General features: G+C 68.2%; 19 protein-coding genes and 1 tRNA gene. 14 read left to right on the top strand and 6 right to left on the bottom strand.

Annotation, left to right across the window (positions count from 1 at the left end; genetic code table 11):
- Position 1: 1 nt before the first annotated feature.
- Positions 2-685: a winged helix-turn-helix transcriptional regulator gene (locus MRBLWO12_RS10125; protein WP_363555089.1), complete on the bottom strand. Its 684-nt coding sequence runs from the start codon at positions 683-685 to the stop codon at positions 2-4.
- Between the two features lie 73 nt (positions 686-758).
- Between MRBLWO12_RS10125 and MRBLWO12_RS10120 the strand changes: the two genes are divergently transcribed.
- The 3 genes from MRBLWO12_RS10120 (at position 759) to MRBLWO12_RS10110 (ending at position 2,954) form a co-directional block, all read left to right on the top strand.
- Positions 759-1,049 carry a hypothetical protein gene (locus tag MRBLWO12_RS10120; protein ID WP_363555087.1) on the top strand — a complete coding sequence of 97 codons (291 nt, stop codon included), beginning with the start codon at positions 759-761 and terminating at the stop codon, positions 1,047-1,049.
- A gap of 170 nt (positions 1,050-1,219) precedes the next feature.
- On the top strand, positions 1,220-1,822 hold the full coding sequence (locus MRBLWO12_RS10115; protein WP_363555085.1) for an FABP family protein: 603 nt from the start codon (positions 1,220-1,222) through the stop codon (positions 1,820-1,822).
- Position 1,823: 1 nt separating this feature from the next.
- On the top strand, positions 1,824-2,954 hold the full coding sequence (locus tag MRBLWO12_RS10110; protein WP_363555083.1) for a YgfZ/GcvT domain-containing protein: 1,131 nt from the start codon (positions 1,824-1,826) through the stop codon (positions 2,952-2,954).
- 14 nt (positions 2,955-2,968) lie between these two features.
- Here MRBLWO12_RS10110 and MRBLWO12_RS10105 read toward each other — a convergent pair whose 3' ends face one another.
- Positions 2,969-3,793: a class I SAM-dependent methyltransferase gene (locus tag MRBLWO12_RS10105; RefSeq protein ID WP_363555081.1), complete on the bottom strand. Its 825-nt coding sequence runs from the start codon at positions 3,791-3,793 to the stop codon at positions 2,969-2,971.
- Positions 3,794-3,850: 57 nt separating this feature from the next.
- Between MRBLWO12_RS10105 and MRBLWO12_RS10100 the strand changes: the two genes are divergently transcribed.
- Complete coding sequence (locus MRBLWO12_RS10100) at positions 3,851-4,600, top strand: phosphoglyceromutase (RefSeq protein ID WP_363555079.1); 750 nt, start codon at positions 3,851-3,853, stop codon at positions 4,598-4,600.
- A gap of 103 nt (positions 4,601-4,703) precedes the next feature.
- Here MRBLWO12_RS10100 and phoU read toward each other — a convergent pair whose 3' ends face one another.
- A complete protein-coding gene (gene phoU, locus MRBLWO12_RS10095) occupies positions 4,704-5,402 on the bottom strand; it encodes a phosphate signaling complex protein PhoU (protein WP_247630956.1) in 699 nt (232 codons plus the stop codon).
- A gap of 218 nt (positions 5,403-5,620) precedes the next feature.
- Between phoU and MRBLWO12_RS10090 the strand changes: the two genes are divergently transcribed.
- Complete coding sequence (locus MRBLWO12_RS10090; protein ID WP_363555076.1) at positions 5,621-6,841, top strand: sensor histidine kinase; 1,221 nt, start codon at positions 5,621-5,623, stop codon at positions 6,839-6,841.
- Positions 6,838-7,521 carry a response regulator transcription factor gene (locus tag MRBLWO12_RS10085; protein WP_363555074.1) on the top strand — a complete coding sequence of 228 codons (684 nt, stop codon included), beginning with the start codon at positions 6,838-6,840 and terminating at the stop codon, positions 7,519-7,521. Before MRBLWO12_RS10090 ends, MRBLWO12_RS10085 begins: the two co-directional genes overlap by 4 nt.
- 73 nt (positions 7,522-7,594) lie before the next feature.
- Here MRBLWO12_RS10085 and MRBLWO12_RS10080 read toward each other — a convergent pair whose 3' ends face one another.
- Entirely contained in the window at positions 7,595-8,065 is a 471-nt protein-coding gene (locus MRBLWO12_RS10080) for a DNA modification methylase (RefSeq protein ID WP_363555072.1), read from the bottom strand.
- Between the two features lie 135 nt (positions 8,066-8,200).
- Here MRBLWO12_RS10080 and MRBLWO12_RS10075 point away from each other — a divergent pair, with 135 nt between their 5' ends.
- From MRBLWO12_RS10075 to MRBLWO12_RS10055, 5 genes are all read left to right on the top strand, one after another.
- Positions 8,201-8,683, top strand: coding sequence for a CarD family transcriptional regulator (locus MRBLWO12_RS10075; protein WP_017201416.1), 483 nt, complete (start codon positions 8,201-8,203; stop codon positions 8,681-8,683).
- Between the two features lie 112 nt (positions 8,684-8,795).
- Positions 8,796-10,016 (top strand): 2-C-methyl-D-erythritol 4-phosphate cytidylyltransferase, encoded by a 1,221-nt coding sequence (gene ispD / locus MRBLWO12_RS10070; protein ID WP_414685515.1) that lies wholly within the window; start codon positions 8,796-8,798, stop codon positions 10,014-10,016.
- Between the two features lie 103 nt (positions 10,017-10,119).
- Positions 10,120-11,523, top strand: a complete 1,404-nt coding sequence (cysS, locus tag MRBLWO12_RS10065) for a cysteine--tRNA ligase (protein WP_363555067.1) — start codon at positions 10,120-10,122, stop codon at positions 11,521-11,523.
- Complete coding sequence (rlmB, locus tag MRBLWO12_RS10060; RefSeq protein ID WP_363555065.1) at positions 11,516-12,523, top strand: 23S rRNA (guanosine(2251)-2'-O)-methyltransferase RlmB; 1,008 nt, start codon at positions 11,516-11,518, stop codon at positions 12,521-12,523. The genes cysS and rlmB overlap by 8 nt, the downstream gene beginning before the upstream one ends.
- Positions 12,524-12,569: 46 nt before the next feature.
- Positions 12,570-13,211 (top strand): NAD(P)-dependent oxidoreductase, encoded by a 642-nt coding sequence (locus MRBLWO12_RS10055; protein WP_363555063.1) that lies wholly within the window; start codon positions 12,570-12,572, stop codon positions 13,209-13,211.
- Positions 13,212-13,241: 30 nt separating this feature from the next.
- Here MRBLWO12_RS10055 and MRBLWO12_RS10050 read toward each other — a convergent pair whose 3' ends face one another.
- Positions 13,242-14,546 carry a DUF4032 domain-containing protein gene (locus MRBLWO12_RS10050; protein ID WP_363555061.1) on the bottom strand — a complete coding sequence of 435 codons (1,305 nt, stop codon included), beginning with the start codon at positions 14,544-14,546 and terminating at the stop codon, positions 13,242-13,244.
- A gap of 82 nt (positions 14,547-14,628) precedes the next feature.
- Positions 14,629-15,732 (bottom strand): ABC transporter ATP-binding protein, encoded by a 1,104-nt coding sequence (locus tag MRBLWO12_RS10045; RefSeq protein WP_363555059.1) that lies wholly within the window; start codon positions 15,730-15,732, stop codon positions 14,629-14,631.
- 228 nt (positions 15,733-15,960) lie between these two features.
- Between MRBLWO12_RS10045 and MRBLWO12_RS10040 the strand changes: the two genes are divergently transcribed.
- The 3 genes from MRBLWO12_RS10040 to MRBLWO12_RS10030 all read left to right on the top strand — a co-directional run bounded on the left by MRBLWO12_RS10040 (position 15,961) and on the right by MRBLWO12_RS10030 (position 17,382).
- Complete coding sequence (locus MRBLWO12_RS10040; RefSeq protein WP_363555057.1) at positions 15,961-16,920, top strand: DsbA family protein; 960 nt, start codon at positions 15,961-15,963, stop codon at positions 16,918-16,920.
- Between the two features lie 44 nt (positions 16,921-16,964).
- Positions 16,965-17,037, top strand: a tRNA-Thr gene (locus MRBLWO12_RS10035).
- Between the two features lie 72 nt (positions 17,038-17,109).
- On the top strand, positions 17,110-17,382 hold the full coding sequence (locus MRBLWO12_RS10030) for a hypothetical protein (protein WP_363555055.1): 273 nt from the start codon (positions 17,110-17,112) through the stop codon (positions 17,380-17,382).
- Position 17,383 lies beyond the last annotated feature (1 nt).

Here is a 17,383-nt window from a genome sequence, read left to right as displayed (position 1 = left end):
GTTACCCCGCGGCGACGATCGAATCCTCGTCGTAGACGTTGAAGCGGTAGCCCACGTTGCGCACGGTGCCGATGATCTGCTCCTGATCGCCGAGCTTCGCCCGCAGGCGCCGCACGTGCACGTCCACCGTCCTGGTACCGCCGAAGTAGTCGTAGCCCCACACCTCGCTGAGCAGCTGCTCGCGGGTGAAGACGCGCGAAGGGTGCGTGGCGAGGAAGTGCAGCAGCTGGAATTCCTTGTAGGTCAGATCGAGCGGCTTGCCGCGCAGCTTCGCGGAGTAGGACTGTTCGTCGATCGTCACCCCGGAGGCCTGCACGCGGGTCGGCTCTGCGACCTCGTCGCGCCGCGCGAGAGCGAGACGGACGCGGGCGTCGGTCTCGGCCGGCCCCGCGGTGGACAGCAGGACGTCGTCGATCTCCCAGTCCCCGGAGAGGGCGCTCATGCCGCCCTCCGTGACCACGAGGAGCAGCGGAGCATCCTGCCCGGCGACGCGCAGCAGGCGGCAGAGCGACTTCGCGCCGACCAGATCGTGTCGACCGTCGACGATCACGAGGTCGTACTCCGGGGCGCTCACCAGCTGCGACGGCTCGGCGGGGATCTGGCGCACGCGGTGGCTGAGCAGCTCGAGCGCAGGGAGAACCTGCTCTGATACGGGAGCGTTCGTCAGAACCAGGACCTGGGCCACGCGCACTCCTCACCGGCACCGGGTTGACGCCGTGCCGCCATGATACCGGGAGCGGATGCGCAACAATGGAGTCATGTCGGAACCAGCACTCGCACCGCGCAATGCGCTCATCGGCGTGGTCGGGGTGTGGATCGCGGCCTTCCTCGCGGCCGTCGCGGTCGGGATCTTCGTCTCGGAGGAGTGGCGCGTCCCCTGGATGCTGGTCGCATTCGGTGGAGTCGTGCTCGTCTCCTTCGCCGTGCAGCTCTGGTACGGACGCACGCAGGGGTTCATCTTCCGGGTGGCGGGCAGCGTCATCGGGGCACTCGTCCTGATGGGCCTGATCTCGGTCGGTTTCGGTATCGCGGCGCTGATCCCCGCCTGACATCGCCGCTCCGCTGACATCATCGCCGGAGAGCGGTAATGTGGAGGTCATGGACCTCATCGCGCTCGAATTCTTCTTCATCGGCCTGTTGGGCCTGGCGAGCCTCGCGATCGTCTTCGTCTCAGCCGTGGTTCTGCGCAACCTCTTCCGCGGCCAGCGCTGATCGCATCGTGCTCGAGCTGCCGACCGACCTCCCCGCGGACCTCGCCCCGCTCTCGTGGCTGATCGGCGTGTGGGAGGGAACCGGCGTCATCGACTTCCCCGTCGGCGACGAGCGGTTGCAGGGTGAGTTCGCACATCGCGTGAGCTTCAGCCATGACGGTGGTCCTTTCCTGAACTACTCCAGCACCGCCACGCTCCTCCGCGATGACGGCGAGCAGTCGCTGCCTCTGGTCTCCGAGATCGGGTTCTGGCGTCTCTCTCGTCCCGCGGACGACAGCGACGCGGGGCCCGCATTGCTTCCACCGCAGGCCGTCGCGGCTCCTCGCACGGTCGACGATGTCGAGGAACTGCGTGGCGACAACGGCGCCTTCCCCATCGAGGTCTCGCTCGCGCATTCCGACGGGATGCTGGAGCTGTACCTGGGTGAGATCAAGGGGCCGCGCATCGACATGGCCTCCGATGCGATCGTGCGCGGTGCCGGCGGGAAGGACTACGGCGCCGCCACCCGGCTCTACGGTCTCGTCGACGGTCATCTTTTGTGGGCGTGGGACATCGCCGCACTGGGAACCCCTCTGCGCTCGCACGCGTCGGCACGCCTGGCCAAGGTCTGACATGAGCGTCTTCTCCGGCATTCCCGGCGCTGTCTCGGACGACGCGGGCATCTCGCACTTCGGAGATCCGTTCCGCGAGCAGCGCCGCCTCGCCGCCGGCACGGCGATCGCGCCGCTCGACGACCGCGCGGTGATCGAGGTCGCCGGCCCGGAGCGGTTGAGCTGGCTCGACTCCATCACCTCGCAATCGGTGGGCCGCCTCACCCCAGGTGAGAGCACTGAGCTTCTCGTTCTCGATCCCCAGGGCCGGGTGGAGCATGCCGCCGGAGTGGTGGACGACGGATCATCGACCTGGTTGATCGCCGACGCCGGGGACGCCGACGCACTGGCCGCCTGGTTGACGCGCATGAAGTTCCGCACGCAGGCGACGGTCGAACGGCGCACCGATCTCGCACTGATCGGGTTCGTCGACGGAGCGTCGGCGGCGGCGACCGTCGTGGCGGCCGCGCTCGCATCGAACGGCGTGCCGCTCATCTGGGCCGATCCGTGGCAGCACGTCACAGCCGGCGGCCATCAGTACGCCGAGATCTCCGAACATCCGGGAGCCGCACTCGCCTGGCGCGTCGGCATCCTCACGGACGACGCCGCAGCCGCGCTCGCGGACTCGCTCGAACCAGATGCAGCGGCCGGGCTGCTCGCCGCCGAAGCGCTGCGCATCGCGGCCTGGCGTCCACGGTGGGCCGCCGAGGTCGATGAGCGGTCGTTGCCGCACGAATCCGACTGGCTCCGCAGTGCGGTGCACCTGAACAAGGGCTGCTACCGGGGGCAGGAGACGGTCGCCAAGGTGCACAACCTCGGCCATCCTCCTCGCCGACTCGCCGCTCTGCAGCTCGACGGCAGCGACGCGGTGCTGCCGCCGGCCGGATCGCCGGTGTTCGCGGGCGATGACGAGGTCGGACACATCACGTCAGCGGCGCGTCACCACGAAGACGGTCCGATCGCGCTGGCGATCCTGTCGCGCCGCACACCGGTGGGTGACCTGACCGTGCGGGCGGACGGCATCGACATCGCGGCGGCTCAACAGGTCATCGTGCCCGCCGACGCCGGCGCCACCGCCGACATCCCGCGGCTCACCCGGCTCTCGCGGCGCCCCGCTGCGCCCGACCCTCGCAGCACGAGCGGCGGCCGCTGAGCGGTTCCGCTCCGTCAGGGGAGAGGGGCCACCGCGTCCCAGGGCAGCGTGAGCTCGCCCAGGCGCCATCGTGTGCGGCCACCGAGGATCGGCCATCCCTGTGCGCGCAGCGCTGTCACCGTGGCGAGGAACCGCTGCGTCGCTCCGAACGTCGACAGTGACGCCGCGCGGTCCCATTCGCGGTCGAGGTCGACGAGCAGTGCGTGGACGCGCTCTCCGGCGACGTTGCGATGGATCAGCGCCTTGGGCAGGCGTTCGGCGACGATGCTCGGCTGTTCGAGCTCGGCGAGACGCAGGGACAGCGTGAAGCGCACAGGGCTGCCGTCCGGTCGCACATCGACCCAGCTCGAGACCCGGCCGATCTCGTCGCAGGTGCCTTCGATGAGCAGGCCGCTCGGTGCCAGACGTGCCGCGACCGTCCGCCAGGCGCCGGCCACATCCGCTTCGTCGTACTGGCGCAGCACGTTCATTGCGCGGATGACGGCCGCCTGACGACCGGCCGGCAGCGGGACCTCGAACCCGCCGCGTGCGAACGAGACGGGCAGGTCGGGGGCGAACGGCGTGCGGCCGGCGCGCACCTCCTCCAACTGTGCAGTTGCCGTGGCGACGCGGGCCGGGTCGATCTCGAGCCCACGCACCTCGGCATCGGGCCGGACGGCGCGCAGTCTGGTGGCCAGTTCGAACGCGGTGACACCGCTGGCGCCATAGCCGAGATCGATCACCAACGGGTCGGTGGCGCGTCGGAATGCCTCGCTCGCGGCGATCCACCGATCGTTGCGCCGCAGCCGGTTGGTCCCGGTCGTGCCGCGTGTGGGACGACCCAGGGGAGATGACGCCATGCGTCAATCCTTCCAGCACGCGAGCGAGCGGGGGACCGCCCCGGATAAACTGGCGGCATGACTGCGACGCGCACCCTCATCCTGCTCCGCCACGGCCGGAGCGAGTGGAACGAACTGAACCTCTTCACCGGCTGGGTGGATGTCCGCCTCAACGAGCAGGGCAGGGACGAGGCCCGTCGTGGCGGCGAGCTGCTGGCCGAGGCCGGCATCCTGCCCGACGTGCTGCACACCTCGCTGCTCAGCCGTGCGATCCAGACCGCGAACATCGCGCTCGACGCGGCGGACCGGCTGTGGATCCCCGTGACGCGCTCGTGGCGCCTGAACGAGCGCCACTACGGCGCCCTGCAGGGCAAGGACAAGGCACAGACGCTCGAGGAGTTCGGCCCGGAGCAGTTCCAGCTGTGGCGCCGCTCGTTCGACGTGCCGCCGCCCCTGCTCGACGACGACAGCGAGTTCAGCCAGGTCGGCGACGTCCGCTACGCCGACATCGACGGCGAGGTGCCGCGCACCGAGTCCCTCAAGCTGGTCATCGACCGTCTCCTTCCGTACTGGGACAGCGCGATCGTGCCCGACCTCGAGGCCGGCAAGACCGTACTCGTCACCGCTCACGGCAACTCGCTGCGTGGCCTCGTGAAGCACCTCGAGGGCATCAGCGATGACGACATCGCCGAGCTGAACATCCCCACCGGCATCCCGCTCGTCTACGAGCTGGACGAGAACAACGTGCCCACCGGTCCCGGCCGCTACCTCGACCCCGAGGCCGCCGCTGCCGGCGCCGCTGCGGTCGCCGCACAGGGCAAGAAGTAACCAGCGCCGACGCCCCCGCTCATCGTCGAAGCCCCTCCTGATCCGCGCGGATCAGGAGGGGCTTCGTTGCGCAGAGGGGGCCTCGGCGTGAGCGGAGGAGCGGTCAGGCGTGCCCGAGCTCCTGCTGCTGCTCGACGGCGAGGGCGATGTCCTCCTCGTCGACCTGCCAGTCGCCGGTCGCGAGGTACACGACCTTCTTGGCGACGGCGACTGCGTGGTCGGCGAACCGCTCGTGGTAGCGGCTGGCGAGGGTCGCGTCGACGGTTGCGGTCGCCTCGCCCTTCCAGTTGTCGCTGAGCACCTTGTCGAAGACGTTCACGTGCAGCTCGTCGACGTCGTCATCGGAGTTGCGGATGGCGTCCGCAAGGCGCAGATCCTGTGTGCGCAGCAGTTCGCTGAGCGTGCGGGCGATCTCGACGTCCAGCTCGCCCATGCGCTTGAAGGTGCTCTTGAGGCCCTTGGGGATGGCGCGCTCGGGGAAGCGGAGACGTGCGAGCTGCGCGATGTGCTCGGACATGTCGCCCATGCGCTCGAGCGACGCGCTCACACGCAGCGCGCTGACGACGATGCGCAGATCACGGGCGACCGGCTGCTGGCGGGCGAGGATCTCGATGGCCTGCTCGTCGAGTGCGACAGCCAACTCGTCGATCTTCGCGTCGTCGGCGATCACCTCTTCGGCCAGCGCGACATCGCTCGTGGCGAAGGCGCGGGTGGCCTTGTCGATCGAGACCGTGACGAGGTCGGCGATCTCCACGAGACGGTTCTGCAGGTCCTCGAGGGACTGGTGGAAGACTTCGCGCATGTTGGGGCGCAACCTTTCATTCGAATCTCGACTGTGTGTCAGCGCGAGACGGCGGGTCGTCCGCACGAGAGCAGGTCTGTACTCCCGCACAGGCCCGATGCGATTGTGTGCTCCGAAGGTTAACGAACGGTGCCCAGCACGTGAATAGTACTTCTCTCCTGGCCGCGGTGACGGGGAAACCCGCCGGAGCGCGGGTGAACGCACTCTACGCTGGACTCATGACCCTGCCGCAGATCGCGCTGATCGCACTCGCCATCGGCGTGCTGATCGGGGTGGGGCTCTCGCTGCTGATCGTCTGGGCCTACCGTGCACGGGCGAAGGTCGAACTGGAGACGTCGACGGTCGTCCCCGGCGGTATGACCGACGTGCTGGACAGCATGGACGATGCCGCCTGTGTCGTGGATTCCTCCGGGCTCGTGCTGGCCGGATCGCACGCGGCGACGCGTTTCGGCATCGAGGTCGGGGCGACGCTCGACAACCCCGAACTTCGTCAGCTGGTGCGCAGCGTCAGAGCGGTGGGCGGCACGAAGACCGAGACGCTGCGCATCACAAGGGGCGGGCTCAGCCTCGATCCCCGCCTGGTCTCGGCGCGCGCGAGCGTGATCGGTGCGCGGATGGCGCTCGTCATCATCCGCGACATCACCGAGCAGGAGCGCCTCGATCAGATGCGCCGTGACTTCGTCGCGAACACGAGCCACGAGCTCAAGACGCCGGTCGGCGCGGTGAGCCTCCTCGCTGAGGCCATCGAATCCGCCGCCGACGATCCTGCCCAGGTGCGGATCTTCGCTGCCCGTATCTCTGCGGAGGCCGGGCGCCTCGGCCAGCTCACCGGACGCATCATGAGCCTGTCGCGACTCCAGGCCGACGACGGGCTGACGGACGTCGATCCCGTGTCGATCGACGAGGTCATCGCGGCATCCATCGAGGCTCACGTCGTGCAGGCCGACTCGGCCGGCGTCGACCTGACGCGCGGCGGGGACCGCGGAGCCTGGGTGCGCGGCGACGCGCAGATCCTGATCGAAGCCATCGGCAACCTCATCGCGAACGCGATCGTCTACTCTCCGCGCGGCTCGCGTGTCGGCGTCGGCGTGAGAGTGGACGGCGGTGTGGTCGAGATCGCGGTCTCCGATCAGGGCATCGGGATCTCCGAGTCCGATCGCGAGCGCATCTTCGAGCGGTTCTACCGGGCCGATGAGGCGCGATCGCGTCGCACGGGTGGTACCGGGCTCGGCCTCTCGATCGTCAAGCACGCCACCCAGCGCCACGGCGGCGAGGTGCGGCTCTGGTCGCGGCCCGGCCGCGGATCCACCTTCACGGTCCGCCTCCCGCAGATCGATGCCCCGTTGATCGAAGACACGGGCAAGAAGCGAAAGAAGAAACGCGCGCGCAAGGCGGAGAAGTCCGCTGGTGCGCGCGTGCGAAACGGAGAAAAAGCATGACCCGCATCCTTCTCGTCGAAGACGAGCCCGATCTCGCCGACCCGCTGGCGTATCTGCTGCGCCGTGAGGGGTACGAGGTGGAGATCGCCGAGGACGGGCCGGGGGCGCTCACGGCGTTCCGCGAGCGCGGAGCCGACATCGTGCTCCTCGACCTGATGCTGCCGGGGATGCCCGGTACCGAGGTGTGCCGGCAGATCCGCTCGACCTCCGCCGTGCCGATCATCATGCTCACGGCCAAGGACTCCGAGGTCGACATCGTCGTGGGGCTCGAGCTGGGCGCCGACGACTACATCACCAAGCCCTACTCGTCACGTGAGCTGCTCGCCCGGATGCGGGCTGTGCTACGACGGGTCGTGCAGGCCGACAGCGAGCTCGACGAGCGGGTGCTGGACGGCGGACGAGTGTCGCTCGACATCGATCGCCACACGGTCTCGGTCGCCGGATCGGTGATCAACATGCCGCTGAAGGAATTCGAGCTCCTCGAGGTGCTGATGCGTAACTCGGGCCGTGTGCTGACACGCGGTCAGCTGATCGACCGGGTCTGGGGCAGTGACTACTTCGGTGACACCAAGACGCTCGACGTGCACATCAAGCGCATCCGCTCGCGGATCGAGGAGAACCCGGGAGAGCCGGTGATGCTCGTGACCGTGCGCGGGCTGGGATACCGGTTCGAGGGCTGAACTCTGTGACACGAACGGCTGAGGCCGGGCACCCGAGGGGATGCCCGGCCTCAGCCGTTCGTCGTGGTGCGGATCAGTCTCCGGAGGGGACCAGATCGGCGTAGTAGGGCAGTGCGCCGTCGAGCACGGGCACCTGAGTCTTGACCCCGAGGGAGTCGCCCGACTGGAAGTGCATCTCGACCGTGGCGCCGGGCTTCGCGTTCAGGTCGACGATGCGCAGGGGTTCGGCGTCTGCGCCGAAGCTCACACGGTCGCCTGCAGGGACGGTGACGGTGAAGTCGTTCCCCTCGACGGCGATGGTCAAGGTCGCCTTCTCCTGGGTGGGGTTGACGACAGCGCCGATGAAGTTGCCGACCGAACCGTCCTCGTTCGCGACGATGAACGCGTTGCGCACCGCGAGGGGGCCGTTCTCATCCGAGATGTTGACGCCGTCCGATCCGGAGTACTCGACCTTGGTCGACTGCGGCGTGATGAAGGTGCAACCGGTCGCGCCGAGAAGAACGAGGGCGCTGATGGCGGCAGACGCAACAAGGCGCGATTTCACGGGTCCTCCTGAGGTCCGACGGGGTATCGGCATCCATTCTACGGGTATGCGCGTGACGCATCGGAGACGTGGGGGCGCGAACCTTAGCGCATCTTGCCTGTGGTATCCTTGAGGTTGCCGAAAGGACACGTTTTTATGCTTTTTGAGGTTGGCGAAACAGTCGTCTATCCGCACCATGGCGCCGCGACCATCATTGAGGTCAAGGAGCGCATCATCAAGGGTGAGGCGAAGAAGTACCTGAAGCTCAACGTCACCCAGGGTGATCTGATCATCGAGGTCCCTGCTGAGAATGTCGACCTGGTCGGCGTTCGCGACGTGATCGGCAAGGAGGGCCTCGACCACGTGTTCGAGGTGCTGCGCGCGCCGTTCACGGAGGAGCCCACCAACTGGTCTCGTCGTTACAAGGCGAACCTTGAGAAGCTCGCCTCCGGCGATGTCATCAAGGTCAGCGAGGTCGTCCGCGACCTGTGGCGTCGTGATCAGGACCGCGGTCTTTCTGCAGGTGAGAAGCGGATGCTGGCCAAGGCGCGCCAGATCCTGATCTCCGAGCTCGCGCTCGCTGAGAAGACCGACGAGGACAAGGCGGGCGCTCTGCTCGACGAGGTTCTCGCGTCCTGAATCTGTTTTCGGCCTCATGTCGTGATGAATGACGGGTCGTGACGAAGGGGCGGATGCAGCTCGCATCCGCCCCTTCGTCGTGTCTGCGAGACGGTAGCGTGAGTCTGTGACCATGCTCCCCGTCCCGGACACCGCGATCATCGTCGTCGCCGCAGGCTCCGGCACCCGCCTGGATGCCGGTGCACCCAAGGCCCTCGTCGGCATCGACAGCCGTTCGATACTGCGGCACGCCCTCGACGGCGTCTTCGCCGCTGCTCCGGCCCAGGTGATCGTCGTCGCCCCCGCCGGCTTCGAAGGCGATGCCGAGACGGAAGCACGCGAGGCCGCCGGCGATCGCAGCGACCTCGTGCGCGTCGTGACCGGCGGAGCGACTCGTCAGCAGTCCGTCTCGGCGGGACTCGCCGCGCTGTGGGGAGACGTCACCACGGTCCTCGTGCACGATGCGGCACGCGCACTCACACCACCGTCGCAGATCGACGCGGTCGCCGAGGCTGTCGCCGCCGCAGTCGGCGTCATCCCCGTGCTCCCCGTGGTCGACACGCTGAAGCGGGTCGAGGGCGGCGCCGTGGCCGGTGCCGTCGATCGGTCCGAGCTCGCTGCGGCGCAGACTCCGCAGGGGTTCCCACGGGCGCTCCTCGAATCCGCGTACGCGTCGGCCCTGGCATCCGGCGTCGAGTACACCGATGATGCGGCCCTGTTCGCTGCCGCCGGTCACGTCGTACGTCACATCGAGGGCTCTGCTCGCGCGTTCAAGATCACGACCCCCTCCGACCTCGAGCGTGCCCGCCACCTGCTGGCGGAGGCAGGCGAGGTGCACTCCGCTCCAACCCATCACGCGCGCGTCGGACTGCCGCGGGTCGGTATCGGCACCGACGTGCATGCGTTCGGCGGTGAGGGGAACCTCTGGCTGGCCGGCCTCGAATGGCCGGGGGAGCCGCCGCTCTCCGGACACTCCGACGGCGATGCCGTCGCGCACGCGATCGTCGATGCTCTGCTGGGCGCTGCAGGACTCGGCGACATCGGCCAGCACTTCGGCACCGCACATCCGGAGTACGCAGGAGCCCACGCCGAGGTGTTCCTCGCGCGCACCCGGCAGCTGCTCTCGGAGGCGGGCTTCGTGATCGGCAACGTGTCGGCGCAGTTCCAGGGCAATCGTCCGCGGTTCAGCGCGCGACGGGCCGAGGCGGAACGGGTGCTGTCCGCGGCGCTCGGCGGAGCTCCGGTCTCGCTGACGGCCACCACCACCGACGGCCTCGGCTTCCCCGGACGCGGCGAGGGGATCTCCGTCACGGCGATCGCCATGGTGGTGCCGGACAGATCGCGGAGAGTGTGACGAATCGCGGAACTTTTCCCCCGATCGGTCCGTGAAACGTCACACGGTCCGTGATTCGTCGCCTGACGGCTGCTGCTCAGCCGTCCCCCAGTAAGCTTGAGCGGTGACACTCCGCCTCCACGACACCCGCGCGCAGCAACTGCGCGACTTCGTGCCGCTCGACCCCGAGAACGTCACCATGTACGTCTGCGGTCCGACCGTGCAGTCGGGTCCGCACATCGGACATGTCAGGGCGGCGTTGAGCTTCGATCTGCTGCGCCGCTGGCTCGAGTATCGCTACGGTCGCGTCACCTTCGTGCGCAACGTGACCGACATCGATGACAAGGTGCTCGCGAACGCCACCGCGACCGAGCCGTGGTGGGCGCTGGCGTACCGGATCGAGCAGGAGTTCACCGCGGCGTATGCCGCCATCGGGATCCTCTCGCCGACCTACGAACCCCGTGCGACGGCATCGATCCCGCAGATGCAGGAGCTGATCGGCGCACTCATCGAGCGCGGCCACGCGTATCCCGCCGCCGACGGATCGGGCGACGTCTACTTCGACGTCCGCTCGTGGAGCGAGTACGGCGCGCTCACGCACCAGTCGGTCGACGCCATGGAAGCGGCAGAAGACGCGGATCCTCGAGGCAAGCGGAACCCGCAGGACTTCGCCCTCTGGAAGGGCGCGAAGGCCGACGAGCCGGCCGACGCCACCTGGTCGTCTCCGTGGGGCGCCGGTCGCCCCGGCTGGCACATCGAGTGCTCGGCGATGGCGAAGCGCTACCTCGGCAACGAGTTCGACATCCACGGGGGAGGGCTCGATCTGCGCTTCCCGCACCATGAGAACGAACTCGCACAGTCGACCGCCGCCGGCGACGGATTCGCCCAGTACTGGGTGCACAACGGCCTCGTGACGGTGGACGGGCAGAAGATGTCGAAGTCGCTCGGCAACTTCACCCTCGCCGCCGACGTGCTCTCCGAGCGCGACCCCCTCGTGGTCCGCTACGCCCTCGCGGCCGCGCACTACCGCTCCAGCCTCGACCTGACCGCGTCGTCGTGGGACGAGGCGGATGCCGCACTCGGCCGCATCGGCACGTTCATCGCGCGCGTGCGCCGATCCCTTCCCGGCGCGCCGGAGGAGCAGGGGATCGGCGTGGTCCCTGAGGCCTTCGCCACCGCGATGGATGACGATCTCGGCGTGCCGCAGGCGCTCGCCGTCGTGCACGAGACCGTGCGTCGTGGCAACTCGGCGATCGACGCCGGTGATCAGGAACAGGCATGGGCCGCGTTCGTCGAGGTGGACGCGATGGTGCGTGTTCTCGGCCTCGATGCGCTCATGAGCAGCGGCGGAGATCTCGCCGAACACAGGACCCTGGACGCTCTCGTCCAGACGATGATCGGCCAGCGCGCGCAAGCGCGAGCCGACAAGGACTGGACGACCGCCGATCGGATCCGCGATGCCATCGCGGCGGCCGGCATCGTCCTCGAAGACACCGCAGACGGAACTCATTGGAGTATTGATGGTTAAGCCAGGGCGCCCCGGCGCAAGCAACGGCAAGAAGAAGGGCCCTACCAAGGGCACCGGCGGACTCGGACGCAAGGCGCTCGAAGGCCGCGGCCCGACCCCGAAGGCGGAGGACCGCGCCTGGCACCCTGCAGGCAAGCGCAAGGCTGCGGCCGAGCGCTATGCCGCCGCGACGGGCGGCAAAGGCCGCCCCGGTGGCAGCAGGCCGGGCTCCGGCGGCGGCGGGAACCGTGCTCCGAAGGCCAAGGCGGGAGATGACACCGAGAACGTCACCGGTCGTAACTCGGTGCTCGAAGCCCTGCGCGCGAAGATCCCGGCGACGGCGTTCTACATCGCGCAGCGCGTCGAGATGGATGACCGCGTGAAGGAGATGCTCTCGATCGCCACGCATCGCGGTATCCCCGTGATGGAGGTCACTCGTCCGGAACTCGACCGCATGGCCGGATTCGACGGCGTGCACCAGGGTGTCGCGATCAAGGTGCCGCCGTACGAGTACGCGCACCCGCAGGACCTGCTCGAGCAGGTCATCGACCGCGGCCAGGTGCCGCTGTTCGTGGCACTCGACGGCATCACCGACCCTCGCAACCTCGGCGCGATCATCCGCTCCACCGCGGCGTTCGGCGGGCACGGCATCATCCTGCCGCAGCGTCGTTCGGCCGGAGTGAACTCCGCCGCGTGGAAGACCAGCGCCGGAGCCGTCGCGCGCACGCCCGTGGCCCTCGCGACCAACCTCACCACGCAGCTCAAGGAGTTCAAGAAGCAAGGTGTCTTCGTGCTCGGCCTCGACGGCGACGGCGATGTCTCGCTGCCCGCGCTCCAGCTGGCCGATCGACCGGTCGTGATCGTGGTGGGCTCTGAGGGCAAGGGACTGTCCCGTCTGGTCGCTGAGACCTGCGACCAGATCGTCTCGATCCCGATCTCCGCGGCCACCGAGTCGCTCAACGCCGGTATCGCGACCTCCGTCGCGTTGTACCAGGTCGCGACGCTCCGCGCCGCGAAGTAACGCGCACACGTCTGAACTACTGCACGTCTGAACAGGGGAGAACCGCATGGCTCGCATCGTCGTCCTCGGAGGAACCGGCTACGCCGGTCGTCACATCGTCTCCGAGGCGGTGTCGCGTGGCCATGGGGTGATCGCCCTCTCTCGCTCCGAACCGAAGGATCCGGTCGCCGGGGCCGCCTATCTGCAGGGCTCGGCGCTGGATCTCGACTCCCTCGCGCCGGCGTTCGAGGGTGCGGATGCTGTCGTCTCCGCGATGTCGCCCCGTGGTGACATGGAGAACAGCGTGCTGGAGGCGCTGGGCAACCTCGCTGCCCGGCTCACCGGCACCGAGACGCGCCTCGGCGTGATCGGCGGCGCCGGCGGCAGTCTCGTCGCCCCGGGCGGCCCTCGGCTGTTCGATCAGAACTTCCCCGAGGAGTACAAGCACGAGGCGCAGGTCGGAATCGACTCGCTCGCTCTGCTCGAGGGCACGGATACCGGTCTCGACTGGTTCTTCGTGCACCCGGCCGAGGTGTTCGGTCCGTGGGCCGAGGGAGAGCGCACAGGGCACTATCGCGACGGAGGCGACGTGCTCGTGCGTGACGACGAGGGCAAGTCGTACATCTCGGGCGCGGACTTCGCGGTCGCGGTCGTCGACGAGATCGAGCAGGGCAACCACCACCGCGAGCGTTTCACCGTCGGCTACTGACCCGCGGGGTTTCTGGGCCTGTCGAAGGGCTCAGACGAGGTCGCGCCAGTCGATCTCTTCGTCGTCGTCGGCGACCGGCGTCGCCCCGGTGATCACGGGAAGGCTCATGGTCTCGGTCGGCGGTCCCATGATGGTCGCTTCATCGCGGCGGTGGCGCAGGACCTCGTTGATGTAGCTCGTGAGCACTTCTGCGAGCGGCACGGAGCGCCCGTGGGCCTGTGACAGGTACCAGCGGTGCTCCAGCACCTGGTGGAACACCTCGGCCGGCTCCAGCTTCGCGCGCAGCTCGTAGGGGATGGCGCGGACGACCGGCTCGAACACGCGCGTCAGCCACTCGTGGGCGTACATCTCCTCGTCGGCCCACTGCTTGGTGGAGCGCGCGCGGAACTCGTCGAGATCGTTCAGCAGCCGCCGTGCCTGGTTCTCCTCGACATCCAGTCCCGTCAGGCGGATGAGGCGTCGCTGGTGATGTCCGGCGTCCACGACCTTGGGCTGGATCTCGACGACCGTGCCGTCTGCGGTGGTCGACATCGACATCTCGTCGATGTCGAAACCGAGGGCGTTGAGCCGCTCCACTCGCTCGGTGATCCGCCAGGTCTCGGCCGACGAGAACGACTCCTGGGCGGTGAGCTCTGCCCACAGGGAGCGGTACGACGAGACGATGCCGTCGGCGATCGCGATCGCGTCGACACCATGCTCCAGTCGTCCACCCGCGGCGAGGTCCATGATCTCTCCGGCGATGTTCGTGCGGGCGAGGTCGAGATCGTAGGCGCGCTGGCCGTCGGTCAGCCCCTCCTCGTGCAGTTCCCCGGTCTCGGCGTCCACCAGGTAGGCGGCGAAAGCGCCCGCATCACGACGGAACAGCGTGTTCGACAGCGACACGTCGCCCCAGTAGAAGCCGACGTTGTGCAGCCGCACCAGCAGCAGGGCGAGGGCGTCGACGAGCCGGTTGGCGGTGTCGGGGCGCAGCACGCGGGTGAACAGGGCGCGGTAGGGCATCGAGAAGCGCAGGTGCGCCGTGACCAGAGCAGCGGGGAGGGCTTCGCCATCGGCGTCCGTGCGTCCGGCGATCACCGCGACCCGGTCCACACAGGGCACGTCGAGGCGGGCGAGGTTTCCGAGCATGTCGTACTCGCGCTGAGCCATCTCGGCGGTGGTCTCCTTCACGGCGATCACGCGACCGGAGAGATCGGCGAACCGCACGAGATGGCGGGAGAGACCCTTGGGGAGCGACACGATGTGCTCGGAAGGCCACTTCGCGAGCGTCGTTGACCAGGGGAGGGAGAGCAGCCCGGGGTCGATCTTGCTGGCGGTGATCCGCAGCGAATCCTGCATGGTGCTCCCGGAGAGTGAGTGGGCGAAAAAGAGACGCGGCGCAGGTGACCGAAGTCAGCCTGCGCCGCGTCTGTGGTGCCGATCAGGCGGAGACGACCGGCTTGTCGTTCAGGCGCGCACCGGACTCGATGTCGAACGCGTGCACGTGGCCCGGGTTCGCGGCGAGCGTGACCGTCTCGCCGGCGTTCGGGTGGCTGCGGCCGTCGACGCGGGCGACGATGTCGCTGCGCTTGCCGTTGACCTCGGTGTGACCGTAGAGGTAACCGTCGGCGCCGAGCTCCTCGACGAGGTCGACGACGACCGCGAGGCCCTTGCCGTCGGCCGGTCCGACCGTGATGTCCTCGGGGCGCACGCCGACCGTGACCTGGCTGCCGTTGGCGCGGCCGACCGTGTCGCGGTCGAGCGGGACGACCTCGGTGCCGAACTGCACGCCGCCATCGGTGAGGTCAGCGGGGAACAGGTTCATGGCGGGCGAACCGATGAAGCCGGCGACGAACACGTTGTTCGGCTTCTCGTACAGGTCGCGCGGGGAGCCGACCTGCTGGAGCAGACCGTCCTTGAGCACCGCGATGCGGTCACCCATGGTCAGAGCCTCGGTCTGGTCGTGGGTCACGTAGACCGTGGTGACGCCGAGACGACGCTGCAGCGATGCGATCTGCGTACGGGTCTGGACGCGGAGCTTGGCGTCGAGGTTCGACAGCGGCTCGTCCATGAGGAACACCTGCGGCTGACGCACGATCGCGCGGCCCATGGCGACACGCTGACGCTGACCACCCGAGAGGGCCTTCGGCTTGCGGGTCAGGTAGGGCTCGAGGTCGAGGAGCTTTGCTGCCTCGAGAACGCGAGCGGCGCGCTCCTCCTTGCCGACACCGGCGATCTTGAGTGCGAAGCCCATGTTCTCGGCGACGGTCATGTGCGGGTAGAGCGCGTAGTTCTGGAAGACCATCGCGATGTCGCGATCCTTCGGGGGAACGTCGGTGACGTCGCGATCACCGATGAGGATGCGTCCGGCGTTGACCTCTTCGAGACCGGCGAGCATGCGGAGCGACGTGGACTTACCGCAACCGGAGGGACCGACGAGGACGAGGAACTCGCCATCTCCGACCTCGAGGTTCAGCTTGTCGACGGCCGGGCGGGTTCCGCCGGGGTACAGACGAGTGGCGTCATCGAAAGTGACAGATGCCATGGTGTTTCTCCTTCACCGGCAGGTACGTGCCGGACGATCCGTTGTGATGGAAGCGGCGGATTGACCCGCCGTGACCCGACTCTGGGTCGGAATCAGTATGACACGAACAGCGGCACCTGGGTATTTCTCAGCCTCACTGGTTAACATCGAACACGGCCGCTTGATGCGGCGATCGTCGTCGCAGCGATGGTCGGGGCCACCCTGCCCCCCTGAGACTCAAGAGGAACGATGTCGAGCGACGAAACGCCGAACGTCCCCACGCCTCGCAATTCGCGCGAGGCCGTGCGGGAGAAGGCACAGCAGGTGCACGCCCAGCAGTCGAGGGCGCGTCTCATGCGACGGATCATCATCGGGGCGATCGCTGTGGTCGCCGTGGGCGCCATCGGCACGGCTGTGACCCTCGCGGTCTCGGCCCAGGTGTCCAAGCCCCAGCTCTCGCCCACCGGCATGGACGGCGACGGCGTGATCGTCACCAACCTCGTTCCCAGCGCCGCGACGGGCGACACGCTCGCGACGCCGACTCCGGATCCCACGGACGCCGGTGCGGAAGAGACCCCGTCGCCGGAGCCCACCGCCTCCGAGCGCGTCGACATCCACATCTACGTGGACTACCTGTCACCGGATGCCGGCGAATTCGAGCGTGCGAACGCGCGCCAGCTCGCGAACTGGATCACCGAGGGCGCCGTGACCGTCAGCTACCACCCGGTCGCGCTGCTCACCGCCAGCTCCAACGGCACCAAGTACTCCCTGCGGGCCGCCGCTGCCGCCGCGTGCGTCGCGACCCACTCGCCGGACCAGTTCTACGCGTTCAACCACGACCTCCTCGACGACCAGCCCAAGGTCGGCAGCGACGGCCTCTCGGACGTCGAGCTGGCGGATGTCGCCGGAGCCGTCGGTGTGGACAACACCAAGGCCGTGCGTTCCTGCATCGAGGATGCGGACTTCGTGACCTGGGCCAAGGAAGCCACGACCCGTGCACTCGATGGACCGCTCGCCGGTTCCGACGACCTCGTTCTCACGTCTGCGCCGATGATCGTCGCGAACGGTGAGGCCTACGTCGGAGCGCTCGACGACCCGTCCGAGTTCTCGCAGTTCGTGCTCACGGTCGCCAGCGACGCGTACTACCAGGAGACGGCCACGCCGACCCCTGCGCCCACAGCCACGCCGACCGAGACTCCCGCGAAGTAGGGGATTCGAGCAGTCCCGCCACCATCGCTAAGCTGGTGGCACCCGCCGACTTGGCGCAATTGGTAGCGCACCGTACTTGTAATACGGGGGTTGCAGGTTCGAGTCCTGTAGTCGGCACTCACGTCACCGCCATGACAGGCTCACCCGTCAGTGGCCCCGTCAGCGGAAGAACCCTCCTAGGCTGGGGTCATGCTCGCTGCTCTGATCCGTCCTGTTGAATCTCGAACGGCGACCGTCGAGGGGATCGAGATCCCGGAACTCCGCGCCGAGCTCATGGCCCAGGTCCCCGAGGGGTGGGACATGGTCTCCGCCCACGTCGAGATGAAGCCCGGCGGCATCCGCATCGTCGAGGGCAAGTTCGCGCGGCGCGACGGGGTCACCGAGATCCAGGCCGACGACATGGCCGCGCTCGAGGCCAAGGTGCCTGAGGGTTGGCAGATGCTCTCGCTCTGGAAGCTCTAGG

The organism is Microbacterium sp. LWO12-1.2 (genome assembly GCF_040675875.1).
In the GTDB taxonomy this organism is placed as follows: Bacteria; Actinomycetota; Actinomycetes; order Actinomycetales; family Microbacteriaceae; genus Microbacterium.
This window is presented reverse-complemented; position numbering and strand designations above follow the sequence as displayed.

Excerpts from the sequence above, each read along its gene's own strand:
- MRBLWO12_RS10075 (WP_017201416.1), top strand. The coding sequence starts at position 8,201 with ATGCTTTTTGAGGTTGGCGAAACAGTCGTCTATCCGCACCATGGCGCC.
- MRBLWO12_RS10110 (WP_363555083.1), top strand. The coding sequence starts at position 1,824 with ATGAGCGTCTTCTCCGGCATTCCCGGCGCTGTCTCGGACGACGCGGGC.
- MRBLWO12_RS10085 (WP_363555074.1), top strand. The coding sequence starts at position 6,838 with ATGACCCGCATCCTTCTCGTCGAAGACGAGCCCGATCTCGCCGACCCG.
- MRBLWO12_RS10040 (WP_363555057.1), top strand. The coding sequence starts at position 15,961 with ATGTCGAGCGACGAAACGCCGAACGTCCCCACGCCTCGCAATTCGCGC.
- MRBLWO12_RS10050 (WP_363555061.1), bottom strand. The coding sequence starts at position 14,546 with ATGCAGGATTCGCTGCGGATCACCGCCAGCAAGATCGACCCCGGGCTG.
- MRBLWO12_RS10120 (WP_363555087.1), top strand. The coding sequence starts at position 759 with ATGTCGGAACCAGCACTCGCACCGCGCAATGCGCTCATCGGCGTGGTC.
- MRBLWO12_RS10105 (WP_363555081.1), bottom strand. The coding sequence starts at position 3,793 with ATGGCGTCATCTCCCCTGGGTCGTCCCACACGCGGCACGACCGGGACC.
- MRBLWO12_RS10055 (WP_363555063.1), top strand. The coding sequence starts at position 12,570 with ATGGCTCGCATCGTCGTCCTCGGAGGAACCGGCTACGCCGGTCGTCAC.
- MRBLWO12_RS10045 (WP_363555059.1), bottom strand. The coding sequence starts at position 15,732 with ATGGCATCTGTCACTTTCGATGACGCCACTCGTCTGTACCCCGGCGGA.
- ispD (WP_414685515.1), top strand. The coding sequence starts at position 8,796 with ATGCTCCCCGTCCCGGACACCGCGATCATCGTCGTCGCCGCAGGCTCC.
- MRBLWO12_RS10030 (WP_363555055.1), top strand. The coding sequence starts at position 17,110 with ATGCTCGCTGCTCTGATCCGTCCTGTTGAATCTCGAACGGCGACCGTC.
- MRBLWO12_RS10090 (WP_363555076.1), top strand. The coding sequence starts at position 5,621 with ATGACCCTGCCGCAGATCGCGCTGATCGCACTCGCCATCGGCGTGCTG.
- rlmB (WP_363555065.1), top strand. The coding sequence starts at position 11,516 with ATGGTTAAGCCAGGGCGCCCCGGCGCAAGCAACGGCAAGAAGAAGGGC.
- MRBLWO12_RS10100 (WP_363555079.1), top strand. The coding sequence starts at position 3,851 with ATGACTGCGACGCGCACCCTCATCCTGCTCCGCCACGGCCGGAGCGAG.
- phoU (WP_247630956.1), bottom strand. The coding sequence starts at position 5,402 with ATGCGCGAAGTCTTCCACCAGTCCCTCGAGGACCTGCAGAACCGTCTC.